Origin of the sequence: Pandoraea sp. PE-S2T-3, from assembly GCF_002179965.1 — a bacterium.
GTDB lineage: Bacteria > Pseudomonadota > Gammaproteobacteria > Burkholderiales > Burkholderiaceae > Pandoraea.
Window position 1 is genome coordinate 243191 of sequence record NZ_NGUQ01000035.1, and the last position, 24142, is coordinate 267332.

At 64.5% G+C, this 24142-nt stretch carries 22 protein-coding genes; 15 read left to right on the forward strand and 7 right to left on the reverse strand.

Annotated features, from left to right (window positions below):
• The first annotated feature begins 171 nt into the window (after positions 1–171).
• Together CDV46_RS21575 and CDV46_RS21580 are read left to right on the forward strand one after the other, a co-directional pair.
• Positions 172–990 (forward strand): isocitrate lyase/PEP mutase family protein, encoded by an 819-nt coding sequence (locus tag CDV46_RS21575; RefSeq protein ID WP_087686945.1) that lies wholly within the window; start codon positions 172–174, stop codon positions 988–990.
• A gap of 142 nt (positions 991–1132) precedes the next feature.
• Entirely contained in the window at positions 1133–1987 is an 855-nt protein-coding gene (locus CDV46_RS21580; protein ID WP_087724878.1) for a class II aldolase/adducin family protein, read from the forward strand.
• On the opposite strand, the gene CDV46_RS21585 is transcribed toward CDV46_RS21580, so the two are convergent.
• From CDV46_RS21585 to CDV46_RS21595, 3 genes are all read right to left on the reverse strand, one after another.
• Positions 1942–2874, reverse strand: coding sequence for a LysR substrate-binding domain-containing protein (locus CDV46_RS21585; protein WP_087686943.1), 933 nt, complete (start codon positions 2872–2874; stop codon positions 1942–1944). The two genes, CDV46_RS21580 and CDV46_RS21585, sit on opposite strands and share 46 nt — an antisense overlap.
• Positions 2875–3000: 126 nt before the next feature.
• The gene (locus tag CDV46_RS21590; protein ID WP_058378045.1) at positions 3001–4389 is read right to left on the reverse strand and encodes an MFS transporter; all 1389 of its coding nucleotides are present in this window, start codon (positions 4387–4389) and stop codon (positions 3001–3003) included.
• A 402-nt stretch (positions 4390–4791) separates the two neighbouring features.
• The gene (locus CDV46_RS21595; RefSeq protein ID WP_087724879.1) at positions 4792–5733 is read right to left on the reverse strand and encodes a hypothetical protein; all 942 of its coding nucleotides are present in this window, start codon (positions 5731–5733) and stop codon (positions 4792–4794) included.
• 1 nt (position 5734) lies between these two features.
• Here CDV46_RS21595 and CDV46_RS26925 point away from each other — a divergent pair, with 1 nt between their 5' ends.
• The 7 genes from CDV46_RS26925 to CDV46_RS21625 all read left to right on the forward strand — a co-directional run bounded on the left by CDV46_RS26925 (position 5735) and on the right by CDV46_RS21625 (position 12062).
• Positions 5735–5944, forward strand: coding sequence for a hypothetical protein (locus CDV46_RS26925; protein ID WP_140413450.1), 210 nt, complete (start codon positions 5735–5737; stop codon positions 5942–5944).
• 51 nt (positions 5945–5995) lie between these two features.
• Complete coding sequence (locus CDV46_RS21600) at positions 5996–7819, forward strand: CPBP family intramembrane glutamic endopeptidase (RefSeq protein WP_140413451.1); 1824 nt, start codon at positions 5996–5998, stop codon at positions 7817–7819.
• Between the two features lie 109 nt (positions 7820–7928).
• Positions 7929–8588, forward strand: coding sequence for a DUF1345 domain-containing protein (locus CDV46_RS21605; protein WP_087724883.1), 660 nt, complete (start codon positions 7929–7931; stop codon positions 8586–8588).
• A gap of 229 nt (positions 8589–8817) precedes the next feature.
• Positions 8818–10212, forward strand: a complete 1395-nt coding sequence (locus tag CDV46_RS21610; RefSeq protein WP_087724885.1) for a cytochrome ubiquinol oxidase subunit I — start codon at positions 8818–8820, stop codon at positions 10210–10212.
• A gap of 30 nt (positions 10213–10242) precedes the next feature.
• Positions 10243–11241 (forward strand): cytochrome d ubiquinol oxidase subunit II, encoded by a 999-nt coding sequence (gene cydB / locus CDV46_RS21615; RefSeq protein ID WP_087724887.1) that lies wholly within the window; start codon positions 10243–10245, stop codon positions 11239–11241.
• Positions 11225–11440 (forward strand): hypothetical protein, encoded by a 216-nt coding sequence (locus CDV46_RS21620; RefSeq protein WP_087724889.1) that lies wholly within the window; start codon positions 11225–11227, stop codon positions 11438–11440. Before cydB ends, CDV46_RS21620 begins: the two co-directional genes overlap by 17 nt.
• Before the next feature lie 13 nt (positions 11441–11453).
• Positions 11454–12062: a YbhB/YbcL family Raf kinase inhibitor-like protein gene (locus CDV46_RS21625; RefSeq protein ID WP_254916153.1), complete on the forward strand. Its 609-nt coding sequence runs from the start codon at positions 11454–11456 to the stop codon at positions 12060–12062.
• Between the two features lie 109 nt (positions 12063–12171).
• On the opposite strand, the gene folE is transcribed toward CDV46_RS21625, so the two are convergent.
• A complete protein-coding gene (gene folE, locus CDV46_RS21630; RefSeq protein ID WP_058378038.1) occupies positions 12172–12738 on the reverse strand; it encodes a GTP cyclohydrolase I FolE in 567 nt (188 codons plus the stop codon).
• A gap of 253 nt (positions 12739–12991) precedes the next feature.
• On the opposite strand from folE, the gene CDV46_RS21635 reads away from it, so the two are divergent.
• The 4 genes from CDV46_RS21635 to CDV46_RS21650 are packed head-to-tail and all read left to right on the forward strand — an operon-like array spanning position 12992 to position 17607.
• Complete coding sequence (locus tag CDV46_RS21635; RefSeq protein ID WP_087724890.1) at positions 12992–13948, forward strand: HlyD family secretion protein; 957 nt, start codon at positions 12992–12994, stop codon at positions 13946–13948.
• A complete protein-coding gene (locus CDV46_RS21640; RefSeq protein WP_087724892.1) occupies positions 13945–14907 on the forward strand; it encodes an ABC transporter ATP-binding protein in 963 nt (320 codons plus the stop codon). The genes CDV46_RS21635 and CDV46_RS21640 overlap by 4 nt, the downstream gene beginning before the upstream one ends.
• Positions 14904–16046 (forward strand): ABC transporter permease, encoded by a 1143-nt coding sequence (locus CDV46_RS21645; protein WP_058378035.1) that lies wholly within the window; start codon positions 14904–14906, stop codon positions 16044–16046. Before CDV46_RS21640 ends, CDV46_RS21645 begins: the two co-directional genes overlap by 4 nt.
• Before the next feature lie 7 nt (positions 16047–16053).
• Positions 16054–17607 (forward strand): efflux transporter outer membrane subunit, encoded by a 1554-nt coding sequence (locus CDV46_RS21650; RefSeq protein WP_087724894.1) that lies wholly within the window; start codon positions 16054–16056, stop codon positions 17605–17607.
• Positions 17608–17650: 43 nt separating this feature from the next.
• Here CDV46_RS21650 and CDV46_RS21655 read toward each other — a convergent pair whose 3' ends face one another.
• A complete protein-coding gene (locus tag CDV46_RS21655) occupies positions 17651–18619 on the reverse strand; it encodes a LysR family transcriptional regulator (RefSeq protein ID WP_087724895.1) in 969 nt (322 codons plus the stop codon).
• 181 nt (positions 18620–18800) lie between these two features.
• Between CDV46_RS21655 and CDV46_RS21660 the strand changes: the two genes are divergently transcribed.
• Together CDV46_RS21660 and CDV46_RS21665 are read left to right on the forward strand one after the other, a co-directional pair.
• Positions 18801–19220 carry a VOC family protein gene (locus tag CDV46_RS21660; protein ID WP_087724897.1) on the forward strand — a complete coding sequence of 140 codons (420 nt, stop codon included), beginning with the start codon at positions 18801–18803 and terminating at the stop codon, positions 19218–19220.
• A gap of 56 nt (positions 19221–19276) precedes the next feature.
• Positions 19277–19981 (forward strand): fumarylacetoacetate hydrolase family protein, encoded by a 705-nt coding sequence (locus CDV46_RS21665; protein WP_087724899.1) that lies wholly within the window; start codon positions 19277–19279, stop codon positions 19979–19981.
• 836 nt (positions 19982–20817) lie between these two features.
• Here CDV46_RS21665 and glpK read toward each other — a convergent pair.
• On the reverse strand, positions 20818–22317 hold the full coding sequence (gene glpK, locus CDV46_RS21670) for a glycerol kinase GlpK (protein ID WP_087724901.1): 1500 nt from the start codon (positions 22315–22317) through the stop codon (positions 20818–20820).
• Positions 22318–22420: 103 nt separating this feature from the next.
• Positions 22421–23971: a glycerol-3-phosphate dehydrogenase gene (gene glpD, locus CDV46_RS21675; protein ID WP_087724903.1), complete on the reverse strand. Its 1551-nt coding sequence runs from the start codon at positions 23969–23971 to the stop codon at positions 22421–22423.
• Positions 23972–24142 lie beyond the last annotated feature (171 nt).

A 24142-nucleotide genomic window follows, 5' to 3' on the forward strand; every position in this document is an offset into this window, starting at 1 on the left:
AGCCATCGCGCAAGAAACGCAAAGGCGGACAAAGGAAAGCCGGGTTGCCCGGCGCTTGCGAGCCTGCGGCAAAACCGCGATGATCGTGCCTTCAGACGTGCGCATCAGACTCGACACCGGGCACCGGCGCGAGGCCTCGGATGCCGCCGCCATCCGCCAGAGGAGACTGCCATGCCACGCAGCACCGCCGAAAAACGCGCCGCCTTCCGTGAACTGCATATTGCCGGTTGTTTTGTGATCCCCAACCCGTGGGATGCCGGCAGCGCCCGCTATCTCGAACATGCCGGTTTTCAGGCGATTGCATCGACCAGCTCGGGCTTCGCATGGTCGACCGGTCATCCCGACAATGCCGTGACGCGCGACACTGTCCTCGCCCATTTGAAGTCCCTCGTGGCCGCCACCGACCTGCCGGTCAATGCGGACTTCGAAAGCGGTTTCGGCAACACACCTGACGAGGTCGCCGAAAGCGTGAAGCTCGCGGTGGCGACCGGCGTCGCCGGCCTGTCCATCGAAGACTCGACCGGCGACGTCAACGCGCCGCTGTTCCCGATCGACGAGGCCGTCAAGCGTATCAAGGCGGCACGCCGCGCCATTGACGAGACCGGTGGCGACACACTGCTCGTGGGCCGCGCGGAGAACTTCTTCGCCGGGGTGCCCGATCTCGACGATGCCATTGCCCGTCTCAAGGCTTACGCCGAAGCCGGGGCCGACTGCCTCTACGCGCCGGGCATCCAGACACCGGAACAGATCCGCGCCGTAGTGGCCGCGGTCGCACCGAAGCCGGTCAACGTGCTGATCGGTGCGAATTCGCCGCTGACGCTGGAAGACATGCGCAGCCTCGGCGTACGGCGTGTGAGCGTGGGCGGCGCACTGGCCCGCACGGCATGGGGCAGTTTCATGAGTGCGGCGACGGCGCTCGCCGAAGGCCGGTTCGACGGCTTCAACGGCGCGGCCAGCGGGGCCACCCTCAACGGGCTGTTCGGCAAGTAACGCTGCATCTAACGCCGTATCTCTCCCATGACTTTTCGTCGATAGACGCAGCGCGGTCCCCTTCGGACAATGGGCGGCAAGCCGGCGTACCGTTAGCCATCTGGCGCGGTGCGACCGGCATCCCTTCCCCACGGAGTGCCGTATGCCTTTGCCGCCCCCCTTGCCGCCGTTGCCTCACGAGACGTCAGCCGCTCACGCGACGCCCGATGTCTCTGACGCCTTCGCCATCCCCACGCCACTCGGCGCACCGCTGCCCAAACCCCGCGTCTTCGATAACGTTGCCGACGCGCGCGCCGATCGCAAGCTGCGACTGGCGGTGGCGTTCCGGATCTTCGCGCGCTTCGGCCTCGCGGAAGGCATCGCCGGACACATCACCGTGCGCGATCCCGAGTTTCACGACCGCTTCTGGGTCAATCGCTACGCCCAGCACTTTTCATCGATTCATCCCGACGATCTGATTCTCGTGGACGAAGCAGGCCGGCTTCACGAAGGCGACGGTCCCGTGAACGCGGCCGCGATGGCAATTCATGCCGGTATTCACGCCACCCTGCCCCACGTCGAAGCGGCGGCGCACACGCACACCACGCATGGACGCGCGTTCTCCGCACGCACGCGCCCGCTCGCTCCGATCAATCAGGAAGCCTGCCTGTTCTACGACGACCACGTGCTCTTTCGCGGCGACGTGCTCGTGCTGGGCGCCGACGAGGGCCGCCGCATCGCCGAGTCCATGGGACACAAACGTGCCGCGGTGCTGCTCAACCACGGGCTGCTCACGGTCGGCTCGTCGGTCGATGCGGCCGCCTATCGCTTTCTCGCCATGGAGCGCTGCGCGCAGGTGCAGTTGCTGGCGGAAGCCGCCGGGCCGCTGGAAGAGTTGTCCGAAACCGAAGCACGCGAAGTGCATCGCCTGCTCGGTTCGGATTACGTCGCGTGGCTGGGTTTTCAGGGACTCTACGAGCAGGTGCTGCGCGAAAGCCCCGATCTGGCCGCGCGATAGTCGTCGACCGCACGGCGCAGCCAAACGTCGAATTGCTGCAACGGCGCCCAGTCGCGCCGTTGTGCGGGATACGAGAAATAGATGGTCTGCGGGTTGGCGAGCGTGTGCGCATGCGCCTGCACCAGCGCGCCGCTCGCCAGTTCGCGCTCGATCAGCACGCGCGGCAACAGCGCCACACCCAGACCGGCCACGGCAGCGTTGATCGCCATGATGAACATGTCGTAGCGCTGCGCACTGCGTTGGGGCTTCAACTGCGCGGCGTCTTGCGTGGCCAGCCAGTCGTCCCATGCGCGCGGCAGGTCGCGCACACAAATCCACGACAGCGCCGCAATCTCGTCGTTCGATAACGACGGCCGCCCCGCCAGCAATCGAGGGGCCGCGACCAGCATCAACGTGTCGTCGGTAATGAGTGCCGTGCCGGGCATGCCCGGCCATAGGCGCGTGCTGAAGTAGATCGTGGCGTCGAAAGCGGAGTCGTCGAAGAACACCGGCTGGTCGCGCCCGATGATATGCAGGCGCACGTCGCGCGTGCTGGCGTAAAAATCGTCCAGCCGGGGAATCAGCCATTGCGCGGCGAACGTCACGCCAACGGCAATTTCCAACTCGGTTTCGCGTCCCTGTTGCACCACGTCGAGCGTATCGCGGCGAATCTGGTCGAGATGCACCCGGATGCGTTTCGCATACTCAGCCCCGGCTGGCGTGAGCACCAGACGCTGCTTCACGCGCTCGAACAGCGCCACGCCCAAGTGCCCTTCCAGCTCATTCACACGCTTGCAAACCGCCCCGTGCGTGAGGGCGAGTTCCTGCGCGGCCTGCGCAAAATTCTGATGTCGGGCGCTGGCCTCGAAAGCCTGCAACGCCGAGAGGCTGGGCACACCCAGACGCATGATGTCTCCTGCGGGATTCCATTCGTGCCCGACAGTCTATTCGATGCGCCGCTCACGCCGTGCTGCAAAACAAATCGGCCCGCCGCGCGTTGGCGCTGACGGGCCGTTCCTGCGTCGGTAGAAACCTTATTCGACGTGCGCGACACCGCCCGCCAACACCGCCCCGCCCGGCACTTCCTTGGGCAACGCCCACGACATCCAGTGCGTGCGCAAGACGACCACCAGCACGAACGCCACGCCCGCCAATGCACCGAACGTAGCGAAGCCCATCTGATAGCTGCCTGTCGACTCCTTCGCCATACCCATGATCACGGGCAGATAGAAGCCGCCGATACCGCCGGCCGCGCCGATGATGCCCGACATCAGGCCGGTCTTGCCTTGCCAGCGCTGCGGCACCAACTGGAACGTCGCACCGTTGCCCAGCCCGAAGCACAGGTACATCACCACCAGCAGCGCAATACCGGCACCTTGCGGCGGCATCCATGCGGCAAACACAAAGTCGCAGATCGAAATCGCGGCAAGCAGCAGCACCAGTGCACGCACGCCCGAAATCTTGTCGGCCACCAGCCCGCCGATCGGGCGCACCAACGCGCCGAGGAACGCGAGCAACGCCATGAACAAGCCGGCCTCGATGCGCTGCATGCCGTACAGCGCGATGAGCAGCGTGCTCACGTACGAGGACATGCCGACGAAGCCACCGAACGTAATGCTGTAGACCAGCATGATGACCCACGTATCCCGCTCACCCAGCACGCCGCGGTAGTGACGCGGCAACACTGCGATGGCGAGCAATGCACCGAGCACCGGCAGCAGCAGCACGCCCGCCTTGCCTTCGCCGAACGCACCCGCATGCACGCACAACACCAGCGCCACGAGACCGAACACCGTAATGAAGAAGCTTGTGAACGCGCGCGGCGCACTGCCCGACTTCACGCCCTGATCCTTGGCCCAGAACACGAGCGCGAGCGCGGCAAGCGCCAGCAACGGCAGTGCAGCGCCTGCGGCACGGGCCCAGCCGAATTGTTCGGCAAGCCCCGGGAACATGAACCCGTCGAGCACCGCGCCGATATTGCCGGCCGCTGCCAGCCCGAGCACGAGGCCCTGCACCTTCGGCGGATAGTTGCTGCCTGCCATCGGGAGTGCCACCGCGAAGCTCGCGCCGCCGATCCCGAGGAACACGCCCAACACCAGCAGCAACGTGTATGACGGCGTGCCCGGCATGAGCAGCAGCACCACTGACGGAATCGCCGACAATGTCAGGCCCATCAACGCGATCTTGCGGCCGTCGAAGGCCTGATAGAGATTGCCCAGTGTCACGCGCAGAATTGCCGCGCCGAGCACCGGCACGGCCACGAGAAAACCGGTCTGCGCCGGTGTCATCGCAATGTCCTTGCCGATGAACGGGGCCAGCGGGCCGAGCATCACCCAGACGGTAAAGCCCGTGTCGAAGTAAAGAAAACACGCAACCAGCGCGCGCCAGTTGCCACTTTTCAACGATTGCGTGAGCGTGCTCATGGGAACCCTCGTGTTCGTATGCCAAAAAAAAGGCGTCCCGAAGCGATATGCCTGTAAGCAGGCCTATTGCCTCGGGACGCCGTTGCCCCGAATGCCCCGCTCTCGCGAGGCCGTTCATGCGGTGCAGAAAATTCGCTTGTCTTCACTCAGCCGCCATTGGCCTTATGCAAGGATTAGCAAGTGGCGTGCCATGGGGAGGTCAGCGATGCGAAGAATTTCCTATGAAGCCCGTGCATCGGGGCTTTCGGGGCATTGCCGAAGACGAAAGAATGCGCGAGGTTGCTGTTTTCAGCAGCGAAACACTACGCCGGGCATGACATCGCAACGGGCACAATGCCGCATCGCGATGCGGCGGCGCACCATTGGCGTGCATTTCCGGGCAAAACCGTGGCTTGACGTGGCTTAACTTGCGTCGGCCTGATAGTCGAGGGCAATGGCGGGGCAATCGCCCAGCGACATGCGGGTGGCCGCGAATGGGCGCGGCCCCTCCGGTGACTCCATCACGAGCATCGAATCGACAGAGCCCGCCGAACGGCCAAAGGGCGGCACCGTCAGCGTGTACATCGCGCTTCTGACTTGGGCCGACGTCCAGAGATCACGATCGTAATAGCTGTCGCTCCGGGCAACGGCCTGCCACCGCACGTGCGCCGCCGGCTGCTGGAAAGTGTCCTGCATCGAGCGCACTACGTCGTAGCGTCGCCGCTCGGCGACATGCACGGCGACGCCGACGATGCGCCCATCGCGTAGCGCAACGCAAACCGGCTGAACCGCGCTGAAGACTTCGAATCGCGCCAGATCGAGCCGGTCCACGACGATATTCTCGTCAGTGCCCAATGGGCTGCCGATGCGTTCACTGGTCAGATGACGAAAGCATGCCCCGCCGTCCGGCCCCTGATAGCTGCGCTGGAGACTCCCTGCTGCGCTCGGGCATTCGGGCACATCGAGACGTTCGCCCAAACGGTAGTCGACCAGTTCTGCGCCATCAGCATTCGGGTGCAGCAGCGACAACGCGGGGGGCAAGGTGCTGACACGGTCATGATGCCGCGAGCTTAAATAGACAACGAGCAGCAAGAAAAGCACATAGATGATCACCATCGTCACCACAAACATCACCAGGGTGGCGAGCAGATTTCCTCGAAACATCCGGGCCAGTATTGACCCGATCAGGGCGAACTTGGCGACGACGAGCATGGCTGGGACGACAGACATCTCCCGCGTCGAGATCACAAGAACAGCGAGCCCAAGCGCGATCAACATGATCGTGCTGTAGTACACACCGTCCGACGCCCCGTTCTCGCGCCGCCGCTGCCACCAGGTCAGCAGGGCTTCCCATTTTGCGTTCATCGTGATCGACCTCGCTTGTCTCAACGATCTTGTCGGCCCCTCTTCTGCACCTGACATCGGCATTCAGGCGCTGCTTATCATGCGCCGCGCCGCACTCGGCGACAAGCGACGCCCGGCGGCGATTCCCGAGGACTTCCTCCAAGCAGTGAATCGCGAAACCGGGCGCACATTACAGTTCGCGCCCCATCGGTCGTTAAGCCAATCAGGCTGACGGTTCGCGAACGCGGCGGTTGGCGACAACAACATTCTGGGGAAATCACGCGTGCATCGCTTGTCTCGCTTCCTTCTTTGCGTGGCATTGGCCACCCTCGGCTTTCCCTCGTTCACCCCTTTGCTTGCTGCGCCAGCCTCGGGCAATGCGCTGCCGGATCAGGACGCCATGACCCGGCAGGTCGACGCCGCCTCGCTCGCCAAGTATCGCGAGATCGTCGCCACGCTCGATGCTTCGGCCCGCGCCCGTCCCGCAGACTCGGCGCTCGCGTTAGCGCGCTGTCAGTTCATCCAGAACTACGCGTGGTCCGAGGACTCGCACTGGACCGAGCAGGCGCAGGCCGACCTCAAATCCTGCCGGCAAACGCTGAAAGACAAATTCAGCAACGTGCCGGAAGTGGCGCTGTATCTGCTGCAAGGCGTCTACGGCAAAGAGGCCGTCGAGCAAGGCATGGCGCTTCTGCCCAACGCCAGACAATGGCCGCAGCAGGATCGCGCCCGTCTGCACGCCGCGCTCGCCAACGCCTACGAAGCCGTTCAGGACAAGATCAACGCGGGCATTCAGGCCGTCGACGCCGCCGAGTTGACGACAGAGACGCCCGTGCTGTTGATCGCCGTGCGCCACCTCGCCACCACCGGCGAGAAGGCCGAGGCCAAGCGTTTGTTGATGAAGGCGCCGGTGCCGAATCTGCCTTGGATGGCCAGCGGGCGCATCAACACGGCCCACGATGTGCTGCCGGGCACGACCGCCCGTGACCTGCTGATTCGCATGCAGGACGCCGGCCTCAAAATCGATCCTTATACGAGCGCGCGTGCCTACCTTCAGGCGGGTGACGTCGCCAGCGCCCAACGTGCGCTGTCCGAATCCAAACCCGGCGGCCCCGAGACAACGCAACTCCGTGCGCTGCGTCTCTCGGTCGGCCTCGCGGCCCGCGACGGCAAGGCAGCAGCGGCGGCGATTCAGTCCTCGCTCGAACACGACACCGGCAGCCGCTGGCAACTGGCACGATCGTATGCCGTCCTGCTGACGATCGATCCGGGCGCCGCCATGCGTCCAGTCTTCGCGGCGCTGCTGTTGACGCTGCTGGGCACCAGTGTTTGCATCGTGCTGGCGCCGGGCATTCTGATGTTCCCGGCCCACTACGTCGGCACGGTGAGAGCGCGCAAGGGCCGTCCGCTCGCGGCGATCTTCGAGCGCATCGGCTTGCGCCATGCCTGGTATGCACTGGCCGTGTTCTGCCTCGCCTCGTGGGTTGTTCCTGCGCTCGTCATGGGACAGTTCGCGCCGACGCCTCCCGGTGCCGGCACCAGCAACGGCCTGCCGCCCGCGCAACCGAAGCTGGCCATTGCCCACTTCATCACCCTCGGCGTCATCGCGCTCGCACTGGCGCGCATGGTCTGGCGCTTCGGCTGGCGTCAGTGGCTCGGTTCCGGGCCATGGAAAGCTCGTTGGTTCATCTGGCCGGCCGTGCTGCTTGTCTTCGCCGCGCTTAGCGCATGGGCAATCGCACGCCACATGCTCCCCACGGCGCCCCAAACCGTGAACGATTTCGTCGTGCGCGGTGCAGCGCAGTTGGGCGGCCCCGGGCTCGCGTTGTTGCTAATCGCGGTGGCGGTGCCCTTCGTCGAAGAGTTCGTCTTTCGCGGATGCCTGCTCGGCGGCCTGACCCGCCATATGAGCTTCGTTGCGGCGAACCTCTGGCAGGCGGCTATTTTTGCGTCCGTTCACGCCGACGCGAAGCACTTCCTGTTCCTCTTCGCGTTCGGTCTCACCGCCGGATGGCTCGCGAAGAAGACCCACGGACTGGGTGCCTCCATTGCGATGCACGCCATCAACAACACGATCTTCGTCTTGATGGTGCTCGCGCGGGGATAGCCGCGGCGCCAGAAATGAATGGTGACAGTGGCGAGTGCGTCGGCGAAGGCAGCGTGCGCGATAATCTGTGCACTGGCGGCCCTCCCCGGCCGCCGTCCGGACTTCGCCAATGAACGCCAAGCTCTTCCCGCATCTGGTTCGCTTCCACCCCCGGCTGCTCATTGCCATTGCTATCGGCGTGCTGGTGGGCATCTTCGTGCAGGATCATTTCAGCCCGGTCACGCGTACGCTGATCGGCTGGAACGCGGGCGCGTGGTCGTATCTGGCGATGATCTGGTTCATGATGGTCACCGCGCCCAAACGCAGCATCGAGCGCTTTGCCGAGCAGGAAGACCAGAGCGCGGTGATCGTGCTCACGGTGGTCTGCCTGTCGGCGCTGGCGAGTGTGGTGGCGATCGTGCATGAACTGGCGAACGCCAAGAGTGGCGTGCCGCATCAAGCGTCGGAACACGTGCTGTTTGCCGCCGCAACCCTCATCGCCGGCTGGTTTCTCGTGCCGACGATCTACACGCTGCATTACGCCCGCCTGTACTTCACCGATACCGAATCGCCCTACGCGCTGGTCTGGCCCGATCGCGACTGCGACCCGGACTATTGGGACTTCCTGTATTTCTCGTTCACCATCGCCGTCGCCTCGCAAACCGCCGACGTCGGCCTCTCCTCGCGGCGCATGCGTCGCGCCACGCTCGCGCAGGCCATCCTCTCGTTCTTCTTCAATCTGGCCGTACTGGGCCTGTCGATCAATATCGGGGCCAGCCTGCTCAGTTGAGCCCTGCCCCGTGTGACATGACGTCGCACGGGGCGCCGACATAAATCCCTTATAAAACATACAAATAGCGAGCTATTTGAGGGATCGCTGTGGCGCGTCATTGCGCCACATGCGACGACTTGTCACGCGTGCTGCAATGCAGCAAGCCCTACTATGTACGCAAACAGATGGTGAAATACCATCAATAAATACATACAAGACAGGGCCATCTACTTACATAGAGCGCATCATGACAGTCGTTCCCGAAGCTCTCGACCTCGCGCGCATTCAGTTTGCGTTCACGGTCTCGTTTCACATCGTGTTCCCCGCCGTCTCCATCGGGCTGGCCAGCTTTATCGCCGTGCTCGAAGGCATGTGGCTCAAGACACGCCAGCAGCACTATCTCGACCTGTGCAAATTCTGGTCGAAGGCCTTCGCCGTATGTTTCGGCATGGGCGTGGTCTCAGGCGTGGTGATGGCGTATCAGTTCGGCACCAACTGGTCGGGCTTCTCAAGTTTTGCCGGCGCCGTGACGGGGCCGCTGCTGACTTATGAAGTGATGACCGCCTTCTTTCTCGAAGCCGGCTTCCTCGGCATCATGCTTTTCGGGTGGAACCGCGTCAGCCCGCGTGCGCACTTCGGCGCGACGTTGTGCGTGGCCGTCGGCACGCTGATTTCCACGTTCTGGATTCTCGCGTCGAATAGCTGGATGCAGACCCCGCAGGGTTACGAAATCGTCGACGGGCGCGTGGTGGTGCTGTCGTGGTGGGACGTGATCTTCAACCCGTCGTTTCCGTATCGTCTCGCGCACATGAGCATTGCCGCGTTCGTGGTGGCCGCGCTGGTCGTCGCGGGCACCGGCGCATGGCATCTGCTGCGCGGGCGCCGCGACCCGGCGGTGAAGACGATGTTCTCGATGGCGATGTGGCTGCTGCTGATCTTTGCGCCGCTGCAAGCGTTCGTGGGCGACCTGCACGGTCTGAACACACGTGAGCATCAACCGGCCAAGCTCGCGGCCATGGAAGGGCTGTGGGAGACCAAGACGGGCGGCACACCGCTCAACCTCTTCGGCTGGCCCGACATGAAGACCGAAACGACCCGCTATGCCGTGGAAGTGCCGCACTTGGCCAGCCTGATCCTCACGCATAGCTGGGACGGCGAGATTCGCGGCCTGAAGGAATTTCCGAAGGACGAACGGCCTAACGTGCCACTGGTGTTCTGGAGTTTTCGCGTGATGGTCGGCCTCGGCCTTGCGATGATCGCTGTGGCCATCGCCGCCGTGTGGCTGCGCCGGCGTGGCAAGTTGTTCACATCACGCGGATTCGCACGCGCCGTGCTGTGGCTCTCGCCGACCGGTTTTATCGCACTGCTTGCCGGCTGGGTCACGACCGAAGCGGGACGCCAGCCGTGGGTGGTGTACGGCGTGATGCGCACCGCCAACGCGCTCTCTCCCGTGAGCGCACAGCAGGTGCAGGTGTCGCTGCTGGTGCTGGTGATCGCGTACTTCCTCGTGTTCGGCACGGGCATCTACTACTTGCTGAAGATATTGCGCGGCGGCCCCGATTCGGCTGACACCACGGATACGCCGGGCAAGCAGGATGAGCAGGGCAAGCAACCCGACACCCCGCTCGCCATTGCCTACTGACGATCGACACCCGCCAACTCGAGAATTCTCATGGATCTGACCTTAGCGTGGGCCGCCATCATCGCACTCGGCCTCTTTCTCTACGTCGTGCTCGACGGCTTCGACCTCGGCATCGGCATTCTCTTCCCGTTCTTTCCCGACGCCAGCGAACGCGACGTCATGATGCATTCGGTCGCGCCCGTGTGGGACGGCAACGAGACATGGCTCGTGCTGGGCGGCGCGGGCCTGCTCGCCGCGTTCCCAATGGTGTATTCGGTGCTGCTCTCTGCGCTCTATCTGCCGCTGGTCTTCATGCTGGTCTGCCTGATCTTTCGCGGCGTGGCGTTCGAGATTCGCGGCAAGTCGCGCCGCACGCGGCAATGGTGGGATCTCGCCTTTATCGGCGGTTCAGCAGGTGCAACGTTTTTTCAGGGGGTGGCACTGGGCGCGTATCTGTCGGGCATTCCGGTGGAAAACGGTCAGTTCTCGGGCGATGCCTTCGCATGGCTGACCGCCTTCAACCTGTTCACGGGGCTGGGGCTGCTTATCACCTATGCCCTGCTGGGCGCGTGCTGGCTCATCGGCAAGACGCAAGGCGATTTGCAGCGCCGCCTGCGCACGCTCGCGTGGCCGCTCACGCTGGCGCTGGTCGGCACGATGGTGATCGTCTCGTTCTGGACCCCGCTGCGTCTGCCGCTCGTGGCCGAGCGCTGGTTCGACGGCGAATGGTTCTGGCGCATGCTGCCGGTGCCGTTCCTCGTGGCCGGTGCCACGTTCGTGATGCGGCGTGTGCTCCGCCGCGCGCATGACGCCACGCCGTTCTGGCTCGCCATCGGTCTCGTGTTTCTCGGCTACAGCGGGCTGCTCATCAGCGCGTACCCGTACGCGATTCTGCCGGGCGTCACGCTGTGGGAGGCTGCTGCACCGGCATCGAGCCTGTCGTTCACGCTGTGGGGCGCAGCGTTCATCATTCCCGTGATCCTCGCCTACACGATGCTGGCGTACTGGGTCTTTCGCGGCAAGGTGGCTCACGATGCGCACTATCACTGATCTCACGCGGCCCGCCGTGCGCCGCGATCGTGAACGTCAAGACGTCGCGGGGACGAGCGCACGCACGGCCGCCGTCGTCCCGGCATGGCGGCAGGCGCTGGTTCGCTGGGGGTGGTTCGTCGCCCTCTGGTGCGCGGGTGTAGCGGGCACGGCATTGCTTGCACTACCATTCAAGCTCATCATTGCTTCCGCCAAATGAGGAGGGAACGCCCATGAATCTGATGTTAGAAGTCCCCGGACTGTCCGGCCGCAAGCGTCTCGGCACCCGCCGCCATGCCAGCGCGATGGCGATCGCGCTGGCCTTGGGTGTGCTGTCGGCAGGCGCGAGCGTTGCGCAAGCGGCCGAAGGCATGAGCGTGTCGTCGAGCGCATTCCCCGATAACGGCATGCTGCCCGCCGCGCACGCGGGGCTTGGCGAATGCGGTGGACAAAACGTCAGCCCGCCCGTCGAGTGGAAGCAATTGCCGCAAGGCACGCGCAGCGTCGTCGTGACGATGAAAGACCCCGACGGGGCCAAGGGCGGCGGTGTGGTGCATTGGCTCGCCTACAATATCCCGGCCACCACTACCGGGCTGGCCGCCGGTGCAGGCAACGAAACGACCGCACAGGTCACCGTCGGCAAGAACATCAGCGGCGCCACCGCCTATCGCGGCGCCTGCCCGCCCGTGGGCGACTCGCCGCATCACTACATCATCAGCGTAACGGCCACCGATCTCGAACCGGGCCGCCTGCCGCCGGGCCTCGACGCCAACGGCCTGACGGCTGCGCTCGCCGGCCATACGCTCAACGGCTCGACCATCGTCGCCCGCTACGCGCGATAACGGTCACCGACGGCGGCGGCGCAACGTCAGCCGCACATGAAAAAAGCGCCGGCCCGGGCAATCCGGTCGGCGCTTTTTGCTGATGCGTCGGCTGACTTCGTGAGTCGCTTTACTTGTCGCGTGCGAGCGCGAGAAATTCCGTGCGCAGTGCGAGGTTCGGCTGCAATTCGCCGAGCATCGACGACGTCACCGTTTCCTCGCCCGCCGTACGAATGCCACGGCTCTCCATGCACATGTGGCGGCACGACACCACCACGCCGACCGCCTTCGGTTGCAGGTGCGTCATCAACGCATCGGCGATCTGCACGGTCAGGCGCTCCTGCACCTGCAAGCGGCGTGCAAAGCAATCGACCAGCCGCGTGAGTTTCGAGAGCCCCACGATCTTGCCGTTCGGCAGATAGCCGATGGTCGCCTTGCCGAAGAACGGGGCAAGGTGGTGTTCGCAATGGCTGTACACAGGAATACCGCGCACGACGATCAATTCGTTGTATTGCTCTGCGCCGTCTTCGAAGACCTTGAGCACCTCGGCCGGGTCTTGCCCGTAGCCGGACGTCCATTGGCGCCAAGCCTTGCTCACGCGGGCAGGCGTTTCGTGCAGGCCGGGGCGGTCCGGGTCTTCGCCGAGATGTTTGAGGAATCGCTTCCAGTCGTTTTCGTCGAACGTGTCGTGAGACATAAAAATCAAGCTCCTTGCATGAGGTCCGGCACGCTGCGCCCTGACGGCACGCGCCCCCGTGCGCTACCGGATATGTGCGCACAATAGCAGAGAGTCCCGGGCCGCGCATGGACAGCCCTTCGGTCCCGACGGACAGCCCCGCTTGCCCGAATTGCGGCAGCACGCGCTTTTGCGCTAAGGTGGCAGCGGACAACCTCCTGGTTCAGGACACGAGACCAGAGACACGAGACGCATCATGCCGGGAGAGACCCCCATGAGCACCAACGTGATGACCGTTGCCGCACTGGCCGCCCTGCTGGCGCTGACCGGGTGCGGCGATAGCGGCACCAAGCCGTGGCAGGGCTATGCCGAAGGCGAGTTCGTCAACGTGGCCTCGTCGCAGGCCGGCACCTTGCAGAAGCTCTCGGTCGCGCGCGGCCAGCAGGTCAAGGCCGGTGACGCCCTCTTCGATCTCGAATCCACTTATGAACTCGCCGCGCAGGCCCACGCGCGCGAAACGCTCGCCAGTGCGCAAGCGCAGTTACGCGACCTCGACACCGGCAAGCGTCCCGACGAAATCGCCGTCTCGCAGGCGCAGATTACGCAAGCCATCGCCACGCGCGACAAGGCCGTTGCGCAGTTCGACCGCGATCAGGCCCAATACGCCGCCGGTGGTATTTCGCGCGAACAACTCGACGCCAGCCGCGCCGATGCCCGCAGCAGCGTGGCCCATGTGCAGGAGTTGCAAAGCAGTCTCGCCGTAGCACGGCTGCCCGGACGCGAAGCGCAACGTCAGGCGCAAGCGGCACAGGTCGACGTGGCGCGCGCATCGCTCGCTCAAGCCGACTGGCAACTCGCGCAGAAGCACCCCGTGGCCACGGCCGACGGGCGCGTGTACGACACGATGTACCGCGTCGGCGAATGGGTGAATGCAGGCAGCCCGGTCGTGCGCCTGTTGCCGCCGCAGAACATCAAGGTCCGCTTCTTCGTCCCCGAGTCGGCACTGGGCGGTTTGCAGGCCGGCCAGACCGTGCATATCGCCTGTGACGGGTGCGGCGCCGGTGTCGACGCCCGCATCACATACGTCGCCAGCGAAGCGGAATACACGCCGCCGGTGATCTACAGCAACGATACGCGCGACAAGCTCGTGTACATGGTCGAGGCGCATCCGGCGCCGGCAGATGCGGTCAAGCTCAACCCGGGCCAGCCCGTACAGGTGAGCCGGCCATGAGCGCCGCCCCGGCACCACACGCGCATGACGATTCGCTCGCCATTGACGTGAATGGTCTGAACAAGCATTTCGGCGACAAACATGTCGTCAAGGATGTTTCGCTGCAAGTGCGGCGCGGCGAAATCTTCGGCTTTCTCGGCCCGAACGGCAGCGGCAAGACCACGTGTATCCGCATGATGTGCGGTTTGCTCACGCCCGACTCTGGCAGCGGCACCTGTCTGGGCTACGACATCGTGCGCGAGAGTGCGCAGATCAAGCGCGAGGTCGGCTACATGACACAGCGCTTCTCCTACTGGGAAGACCTGACGATTCGCGAGAATCTCGATTTCGTCGCCCGCGTGTACGGCATGCCGAATCGCCGTGAAGCCGTCGACCGCGCCATCGAGAATCTGGGCTTGAAAGGCCGCGCAAAACAACTCACCGGCTCGCTCTCCGGTGGCTGGAAACAACGGCTCGCGCTGGCGGCGTGCATGCTGCACGAACCGCGTGTGTTGCTGCTCGACGAACCGACTGCCGGCGTCGACCCGACCGCCCGGCGCGACTTCTGGGAAGAACTGCACGAGTTGGCCGCGAAAGGCATCTCAGTCCTCGTGAGCACGCATTACATGGATGAGGCCGAGCGCTGCCACAAGCTCGCCTATATTTCGTACGGCGAGTTGCTCGCGCAAGGCACGGCGGCCGAGGTCATCGAAAGCCAGCACCTGTCCACGTGGACCGTGCACGGCGACAACCTGGTCGATCTGGCGCGTGAGCTGCGCGAACAACCGGGCGTAGCGCAAACCGTCGCGTTCGGCAGCGCTTTGCACGTCAGCGGTCAGGATGCGGCCGCACTGGAGAAAACGCTGCGCGCGCAGGCCGACGCCAAGGGCCTCACCGTCACGCCCATCGACACCAGCCTCGAAGACGTGTTCATCTATCTGATGAGCCACGCGAAAGACAACTTCGGAGACGACGCATGAACGCGACGTTCGGGTTCTCGCTCTCGCGCTGGTGGAGCATCGTGTGCAAGGAGTTCTTGCAACTGCGCCGTGACCGGGTGACGTTTGCCATGATCATCGGCGTGCCGCTCGTGCAACTCACGCTTTTCGGCTTCGCGATCAATACCGATCCGAAGCACATGCCCACCGCCGCGCTGATTCACGACAACAGCGAGTTCACGCGGAGCTTCGTGGCAGCGATGGAGCATTCCGAGTACTTCCGCTTTACCGAAACACTCGACAGCGAAGAAGCCGGACGCACCGCCCTCGCGCAGGGACGCGTGCAGTTCGTGGTGAATATTCCCGCCGATTTCACACGACGCCTGCTGCGCGGTGAGCGCCCTGCGCTACTCGTGGAAGCCGACGCCACCGACCCGATGGCCATGGCCTCGGCACTGGGTGCCCTGCCGGCGATTGCGCAGTCGGTTGCACAAAAGGACCTGACAGGCGGGCTCGCCTCGCTCGCGGGCGGACAAAGCGCATTCGACGTGCAGGTGCACCGGCTCTATAACGCCGAAGGCATCACGCAATACAACATCATTCCCGGGCTCATGGGCGTCATTCTGACCATGACGCTCGCGATGATGACCGGCCTCGCCATCGTGCGCGAACGCGAGCGCGGCACCATGGAGAATCTGCTCGCCACGCCGGTGCTGCCCATCGAAGTGATGCTGGGCAAGATCGTGCCGTACATCGCCATCGGCCTGATTCAGGCGACCATCATCCTGCTCGCCGCGCGGTTCGTGTTTCATGTGCCGTTCGTGGGCAGCGTGATCGCGATCTATCTGTCGGCGCTCGTGTTCATTGCGGCGAATCTGACCGTCGGCATCACGGTGTCGTCGTTCGCACAGAACCAGTTGCAGGCGATGCAACTCACGGTCTTCTACTTTCTGCCGAACATGCTGCTGTCGGGTTTCATGTTCCCGTTTCGGGGCATGCCTGAGTGGGCACAGGCCATCGGCAACGTGCTGCCGCTCACGTACTTCAACCGGCTGATTCGCGGCATTCTGCTCAAGGGCAACGGCTGGGGCGACGCGTGGCACGATCTGTGGCCGCTGCTGGTCTTCTCCGCCGTGCTGATGACCGTGGCGGTGAAGTTCTACAAACGCACGCTCGACTGAGGCCACTATGCGCGCAATTCGAGTGAGCCGATTTAGCCGAGGCCAACCCCGTACCGCTGCCGCCATGCTGGCAGGCGCTGTGTTGCTGAGCGCCTGCGCCGTTGGCCCCGACTTCAAGACGCCCACGCCGCCCGACGTTGCGCAGTACACGACCGGCACCGCCCCGCTGACGACGGCTGGCGCCGGCAGCAGGCAGGGCGAGGCGCAGACCTTCACGCCGGATGCGAACGTGCCGCTCGACTGGTGGACCCGCTTCGCCTCGCCCACGCTCGATGCCCTCGTGGCGCAGGCGTTTGCCGACAGCCCCACGCTGATGCAAGCCGAAGCCAAGTTACGTCAGGCGCAGGAGGACTATCGCGGGCAGGCGGGTGCACGGCTGCTGCCATCGGCAGACCTCAAGCTCTCGGCCACGCGTGAACAGGTCGATCTGCAATCGATGGGCATCACCGGCGTGCCGAACCCGGGGCCGTTCACGCTCTACAACGCGAGCATCGACATCTCGTACACCCTCGACGTGTTCGGTGGCACGCGCCGGGCGCTCGAAGGTCTGGCTGCGCAAGTCGACTACCAGCGCTTTGAGCTTGAAGCCGCCCGGCTGACGTTGGCGGGAAATGTGGTCACGGCGGCATTGCGCCAAGCCACGCTGCGCGCACAGCTCTCTGCGCAGGAGGGCATGTTAGCCGCGCAACAGGCGCAACTCGACATCACACAGGCACGCCAGCGCGCAGGCGGCGTTGCCGTGCTCGACGTGCAGAATCAGGCCGCGCTCGTCGCACAAACACAAGCGCAGTTGCCGCCGCTGCGTTTGCAGATTGCCCAATACGATCACCAACTGGCGCGATGGCTCGGCAAGCCGCCGGGTGCCTTCACGTCGCCTGCCATTGATCTCACGTCGTTGCGTTTGCCGCAGAGCGTGCCGGTAGCCATGCCCTCGACGCTCGCGCAGCGCCGCCCTGATATTCGCGCCGCCGAAGCGATGTTGCACAAGGCGAGCGCCGACGTGGGCGTGGCCACGGCCAACCTGTTTCCGCAGTTCACGCTCTCAGGCAGCTTCGGCACGCAACGCATGCGCACGGCCGATCTCGGCGATGGCATCAATATCTGGAGTATCGGCATGAACCTGTTGCAGCCGATCTTTCGGGGCGGGGAATTGCGTGCGCAACGGCGCTCGGCCGTGGCCGCGTACGACGCCGCGCTGGCGTCGTATCAGGACACAGTGCTGCTCGGCCTTGCCCAAGTGGCCGATGCGATGCGCGCGCTTGAGGCCGATGCCAATACGCTTTCGGCAAGGGCCGACGCTGCGAAGCGCACCGAGACGGCTTACCGAATCGCCGCCGATCGATATCGCGCTGGCGGCATCAGTCATCTCTCGTTGCTCGACGCGCAGCGTCAGGCGCTGGATGCCACACGCGCCCAACTCGAATCACAAGGTGCGCGTCTGGCAGACACTGCGGCGCTCTGGCAGGCGTTGGGCGGTGGAGTGATCGATGGCGCGGGAACCACCGCCGGGACGGGCGAAGCAGCCAACGCGAGTGCAGCGGGAACGCCCTCGCAGAAGTGACACCGGTGATTGGCGATAACCGGTCGTCTGCCTTATTGGCCGCTTATCCGCGCGACTGCGCCTCGTCGGTCAGACACTTCACCAGCGCCGCCACCGGCTCGCGCTTGAGCGCCGACTGACGCGCCAGCACCCCCAACTCGCGGGTCAGCGGCACACCGCTTAGCGGCAAGACCTGCACGCCGGCCGCTGTCGCCTTTCCTGTGGCCACACCGTCGGACGGCAAGCCGATCAACGTCGCGGGCACCATCGCCCAGCCAAGCCGCGCACGCACCATGCGCAGGATGACTTCGGGTTCATCCAGCTCAACGCCCTCGCGCACCCACAGCCGATGGCGGCGCAGGTATCGCTCGACCAGATCGCCGCCGTACGAGCGCCGGTTATAACGCACGAACGGCAGCGCCGCCGCCCAGTCGGCGACGGTGCCCCGCGTGCCCTTGGGCGCGATGGCGACGTACGGCTCGTGCATCAGCGTGATCCATTTCATGTCAGCCGGCACGCCGATGCGCGGGCGGATCATCACGGCCAAATCAAGTTCGCGCGCGTCGATCTGCGCGAGCAACTGCACCGACATGCCCGGCACGATGTTCAGATGCGGCAACGCGGGGGACGATGCCGATGACGTTACCGACGCTGCGCTCGCCGATGCCCCAGCCGATCTGGCAGGCCCCGCCGACCAGCGTTGAATCGCACCGGGCAGCAAACCCAGTTGCACGGTCAGAATGGCGCCGATATGGATGGGTGCCAGCGCCGCCTGCGCGCCCTGCGCTCCGGCTTCCCCGCGCATCGACTGATAGGCCGACACGACGCCCTGCGCCTGCGCGAGCAGACGCCGTCCGTCGTCGGAGAGCGACACCGCGCGCCCGGTGCGCTCGAAGAGCAGGACACCGAGATCGTCCTCCAGCCGCTGGATCTGCGCGCTGACGGCGGATTGCGTCAAACCGAGACGCGCCCCCGCCGCCGAGAACGAGGCGGTTTCGGCTGCCGTGACAAAGGTTTTGAGGTATCGGATCATTAATCGAAATTTTTGATGCTGAGTCGCCGAATTATTCGTTTCTTATTATTTTTATCGATGGATAGAATTTACCGCAAATAGGCCCGCGCTGTCTGGCGGCCCGATTTCGACGCACGGCGCTGCCTTTTCCGCACCCCGCCGCCGAAGCGCCGTTCAACCCCACATTGCACCGGAGACCTTTATGGCCACGCCCCTGTTCCACCTCGCCTTCCCTGTCGACAACCTCGAAGCCGCCCGCCGCTTCTACGGCGGCGTGATGGGCTGCCCCGAAGGCCGCAGTTCGGATCACTGGATCGACTTCGATTTCTTCGGCCATCAGCTGGTCGCGCACCTTTCGCCGGAAGAAGCCGGCAAGCGCATCACGAACCCGGTCGACGGCGATGAAGTTCCTGTTCCGCATTTCGGCGTTATCCTTGACATGCCCGCGTGGCACGCGCTCGCCGAGCGTCTGCGCGCGGCAGGCACCCGTTTCGTGATCGAGCCGCATGTGCGCTTTGCCGGGCAAGTGGGCGAGCAAGCCACGCTGTTCTTCTACGACCCGGCCGGCAACGCGCTGGAGTTCAAGGCGTTTGCCGATCTGTCGCAGGTGTTTGCCAAGTAATCCGCGGGGACCATTTCCAGAGTTTCCGAAGTTTTAATAACGCCACGAGTTTTCTCATGAGCCAATTCGTCATTTCGCCGGCGCCGCAGGCGTCGGTTGCAGTTGCCGGCAGCGATGCCCGGTTCCCCGTGCGCCGCGTGTTCTGCGTGGGCCGTAACTACGCCGCCCACGCGCGTGAGATGGGCAGCAACCCCGATCGCGAACCGCCGTTCTTCTTCATGAAGCCCGCCGATGCCGTGGTGGCTGCCGAGGGCACGCTGCCCTATCCGCCGCTCACCAGCGAGTTGCACCATGAGATCGAACTGGTCGTGGCCATTGGTGCCGACGGCGAGAACGTGGACGCTTCGCAAGCCCTCTCGCTCGTGTGGGGCTATGGCGTGGGTGTCGACCTGACGCGTCGCGATCTGCAACAACAGGCAAAGGACACGCGCCGTCCGTGGGACTGGGGCAAGGCGTTCGATGCATCGGCACCGTGCGGCGCGCTGCATGCCGTGGCCGAAGTGGGCCATCCGAAGGACGGCCGCGTGTGGCTCGACGTGAATGGTGACAACCGTCAGGCCGGCGATCTGAACGAGTTGATCTGGTCGGTGCCCGATCTCATCGCCGAAATCTCGCGCAGCGTGAAGCTCGTGGCGGGCGACCTGATCTTCACCGGCACCCCCGCCGGCGTCGGTCCGCTCGAACCGGGCGACAAGGTCACCGCAGGAGTGGCAGGTGTGGGCGAGATCGCCTTCACCGTCGGCAAGAAGCCGGCCGCCTGAGGTCCCAACACGTCACATCACTTCACGTCAAAGCAGAGCTGTTACACCGGGGCACGCCCCCGATGGGCGGCCCCGAGCATTGACCGTGCCGCCAATGATCCGTGGGCGGCTTTCGCCTGCGGATCATTGCGCCAAGGATATCCACAACTACTGTTGATAACCCTTTGCATAACGATGCATGTGTCGGCGCAAACGCCCGTCGGCATTGAGTGTCAAGTGCATTGCCTAATTTGCCGTCACCGGCACGAACAATCGTGACGCGCGCCCTGCCGCAGCGCCCGGATACCGCCTCCGGTTCAAACGCCCCCGCCGCTGCCGTATTTATCTTTCATTCCTGAAACGTTTTTTATCGAACTCGTCGAGATACCTCGTTTCGATTGGTAAATTTCTGCGTAAATTCATGGAGTTGCATCGGATGGCACGCTTCTCGCATCGTGTAGGGGGCAAGCCGTCCGCCTCCGGAGAAGTCTCTTCGCCAGGGTTTCATGCTTCGGGAACATCGCCATGCACGCCACATGGCCCCGGCACGCCCGACGCCGCACCCTCGCCGGGAGCGCCCCGGATGCGGGCGGATTGCACCAGTGAACCAGTGAGAAGGGTCGCGGCATGCGACGGTAACTGTCGGGGAGGGGATCATGCAGATGCGCCGAACCGGGCCTTGCGCCCTTAGTCCCTGTGCCCGGTCGCTCGCGCCCGCGAGCCCGGCCAAGTCAGCCCGCAGTCATCCGCGCGAGCGTTGCGCCAGTTGGCGGCATCGCCGTCACGAAGCGGCCGGCGATCGCCGCCAGGTCGCGCCCGGACGGGCAATGCGTTGATGTGGGGAGCGGGGCTGAAGTTCAGCCTTCCTCTGCCCACACTTTTGCGGCTCTCACTGCGCGCTGCCAGCCTTTGACAGCGCGATTCACTTCCTCTTCCGAAAGCTTGCGCGAGAAGCGCTGTTGCAACTGCCATTGGCGTTGCAATGTATCGATATCCGGCCAGAAACCGACCGCCAGCCCCGCGAGGTAGGCGGCCCCGGCAGCCGTGGTCTCGATCACGTGCGGGCGCACGACGTCGGCCCCCAGCAGGTCCGCCTGCCACTGCATCAACAGATCGTTGGCTGCCGCCCCGCCATCGACGCGCAATTCGGCGACGTGCAGCCCCGCGTCCGCTTCCATCGCGCGCAACACGTCGAGCGTCTGAAACGCAATGCTGTCAAGCGCCGCGCGCGCAACGTGCGCCGCCGTCGTGCCGCGTGTCGCGCCGAACAGCGTGCCGCGTGCATGCGGCTGCCAGTGCGGCGCGCCAAGCCCGGCAAAGGCCGGCACCAGCACGACACCGTCGGCATCGGGCACGCTGGTTGCCAGCGCCTCGACGTCGCGCGAGTGACGAATGATGCCCAGTCCGTCGCGCAGCCATTGCACGACGGCGCCACCAATGAAGATGCTGCCTTCGAGCGCATAGTCGACACGATCGCCGATCTTCCACGCCACCGTTGTGAGCAGGTTGTGACTCGATGCCTGCGGCTTGTCGCCGGTGTTCATCACCATGAAGCAGCCGGTGCCGTAAGTGTTCTTCACCATGCCCGGGCGCAGACACATCTGCCCGAACAGTGCCGCCTGCTGATCGCCCGCGATGCCCGCAATCGGCACGGGTTTCGAGAGCAACGACGTGGTGGTATGGCCGTACACCTCGCTCGACGAACGCACCTCGGGCAGCATCTGACGCGGCACGCCGAGCAGCGCGAGCAACTCGTCGTCCCATTCGAGACGGTGGATGTTGAAGAGCATGGTGCGCGACGCGTTGGACACGTCGGTCACGTGCAGCTTGCCGCCGGTCAGATGCCAGACGAGCCAGCTATCGACGGTGCCGAACGCCAGATGACCGGCTTCTGCCGCCTCGCGTGCGCCGGCCACGTTGTCGAGAATCCAGCGAATCTTGCTGCCGGAGAAGTACGCATCGATACGCAGGCCCGTGCGGCTCGCGACCATATCCTGCGCACCGTCGGCACGCAGCCGCTCGCAGAAGTCGGCCGTGCGGCGGTCCTGCCACACGATGGCGTTGTACACCGGCTCGCCCGTGCGGCGATCCCAGACGATGGTCGTCTCGCGCTGGTTGGTGATGCCGATGGCCGCAATGTCGACGCCGCCAACTCCGGCATGCGTTAGCGCTTCGGCAACCACACCGGCTTGAGTCGACCAAATTTCGCGCGGGTCGTGTTCGACCCAGCCCGGATGCGGATAGATCTGACGGAATTCCTTTTGCGCCGTGGCTACGACATGCCCGTCGCGATCGAACAACAACGCACGCGAACTGGTCGTGCCCTGATCGAACGCGAGGATATAGGGTCCTGACATGTAGGTCGTCTCCTGAATACAGCCCGCCGGTGCGGCGGTAGGTTGGCTTGCCGCCCGCGCGATGATGCGATGCGCGGGGGCAATCCTATCGTTCTAATCGACTTCAGCGGGTCGCCAGTTCCGGCGTGTTTTCCGTTTGGCGCTCGAACCAACGCAAGACGCTGGCTTCGCCCTCTTTGCCGACGTGCAGGCCCAGCTTGGTGCGGCGCCAGAGGACGTCTTGTGCCGTGCGCGCCCACTCGTATTGCACAAGGTAGCGCAACTCGGCCTCGAAGAGATCGCCGCACACACGCTCGCCGAGATCGTTGAGCGAGCGGGCATCGGCCAGCAGCACATGCGTGCGCGTGCCATACGTGCGGGCGTAGCGATGCGCAAGGGCTTCCGGCAGCCACGGCACCTGCGCACGCAACGACACCTCGAACGCACCCGCATCGGGCTCGGGCATGTCGCCACCGGGCAGCGGCGCGCCTGCGGTCCAATCGCCTTGCTTGATACCCAGCGGGGCATGCAGTCGCGACAGCGCTTCTTCTGCGAGGCGACGGTACGTCGTGATCTTGCCGCCGAACACCGACAGCAGCGGTGCACGCGTGGCCGGAGCATCGAGTTCAAGCGTGTAGTCGCGCGTGACGGCCGACGGGTTCGACACTTCCTCTTCGAGCAGCGGACGCACGCCTGCGTAAGTCCACACGACATCCGTCGGCACGACGGGCTTGGTGAAGTAATCGCTGGCCGATTTGCACAGATACGCGATCTCGTCGTCGTTGATCGCCACCTTGGCGGGGTCGCCGTGATACTCGATATCGGTCGTCCCGATCAGCGTGAAATCGCGTTCGTACGGAATCGCGAAAATGATGCGCTTGTCGGGGTTCTGGAAGATATAGGCGTGGTCGTGATCGAACAGCTTGCGCGTGACGATGTGGCTGCCCTTGACCATGCGCACACTGTGCGTCGCGGGCTGGCGCAGCACATCGCCCAGCAGGTGGCCGACCCACGGACCGGCGGCGTTCACGATGGCGCGCGCGCGCACCGTCTGCCGTGATGTTTCCGTGCCGTCGGTCGTCAGCGACGCCAACTCGGCGGTCCACATATGCTCGCCGCGCTCGGCACCTGCCAGACGCGTGCGCGTGAGCACTGTCGCGCCACGCTCGGCGGCATCTTGTGCGTTGAGCACGACCAGCCGTGCGTCCTGCACCCAGCCATCGGAATAGACGAAACCGCGCGTGATATCGCGGCGCAACGGCGCACCGGCCGCATGCTGACGCAGGTCGATACCGCGCGAGCCCGGCAGAATTTCGCGCCGGGCCAGATGATCGTAGAGGAACAGCCCCGCGCGAATCAGCCACGCCGGACGCAGGTTCGGCATATGCGGCATGACGAAACGCAACGGCCACATGATGTGCGGCGCGGCGCGCAGCAGCACTTCACGCTCCTGCAACGCTTTGCGCACCAGCCCGAACTCGTAGTACTCCAGATAGCGCAGCCCGCCATGAATGAGCTTGGTACTGGCTGAGGACGTATGCGAAGCGAGATCGTCCTGCTCGACGAGCATCACGCGCAGGCCGCGACCGGCCGCGTCGCGTGCAATCCCGGCGCCGTTGATGCCACCGCCCACGACCAACAGGTCATAGGGGGCTAGCGTTGGGTCCGTTGGCATTTGGGCGGATGGTTGCACGTCGTCACTCCGGGGCATTGGCGTCAAGTTGACTGGGGATCGCAAAATGTTCGTTTTCGAACATTAATATTCGAATTTTAACATATGACGTCTCATGACGTTCGAAATCGCACATTTCACGGTGAGGTTGTTGGATTTCGCGCATGTTTGACT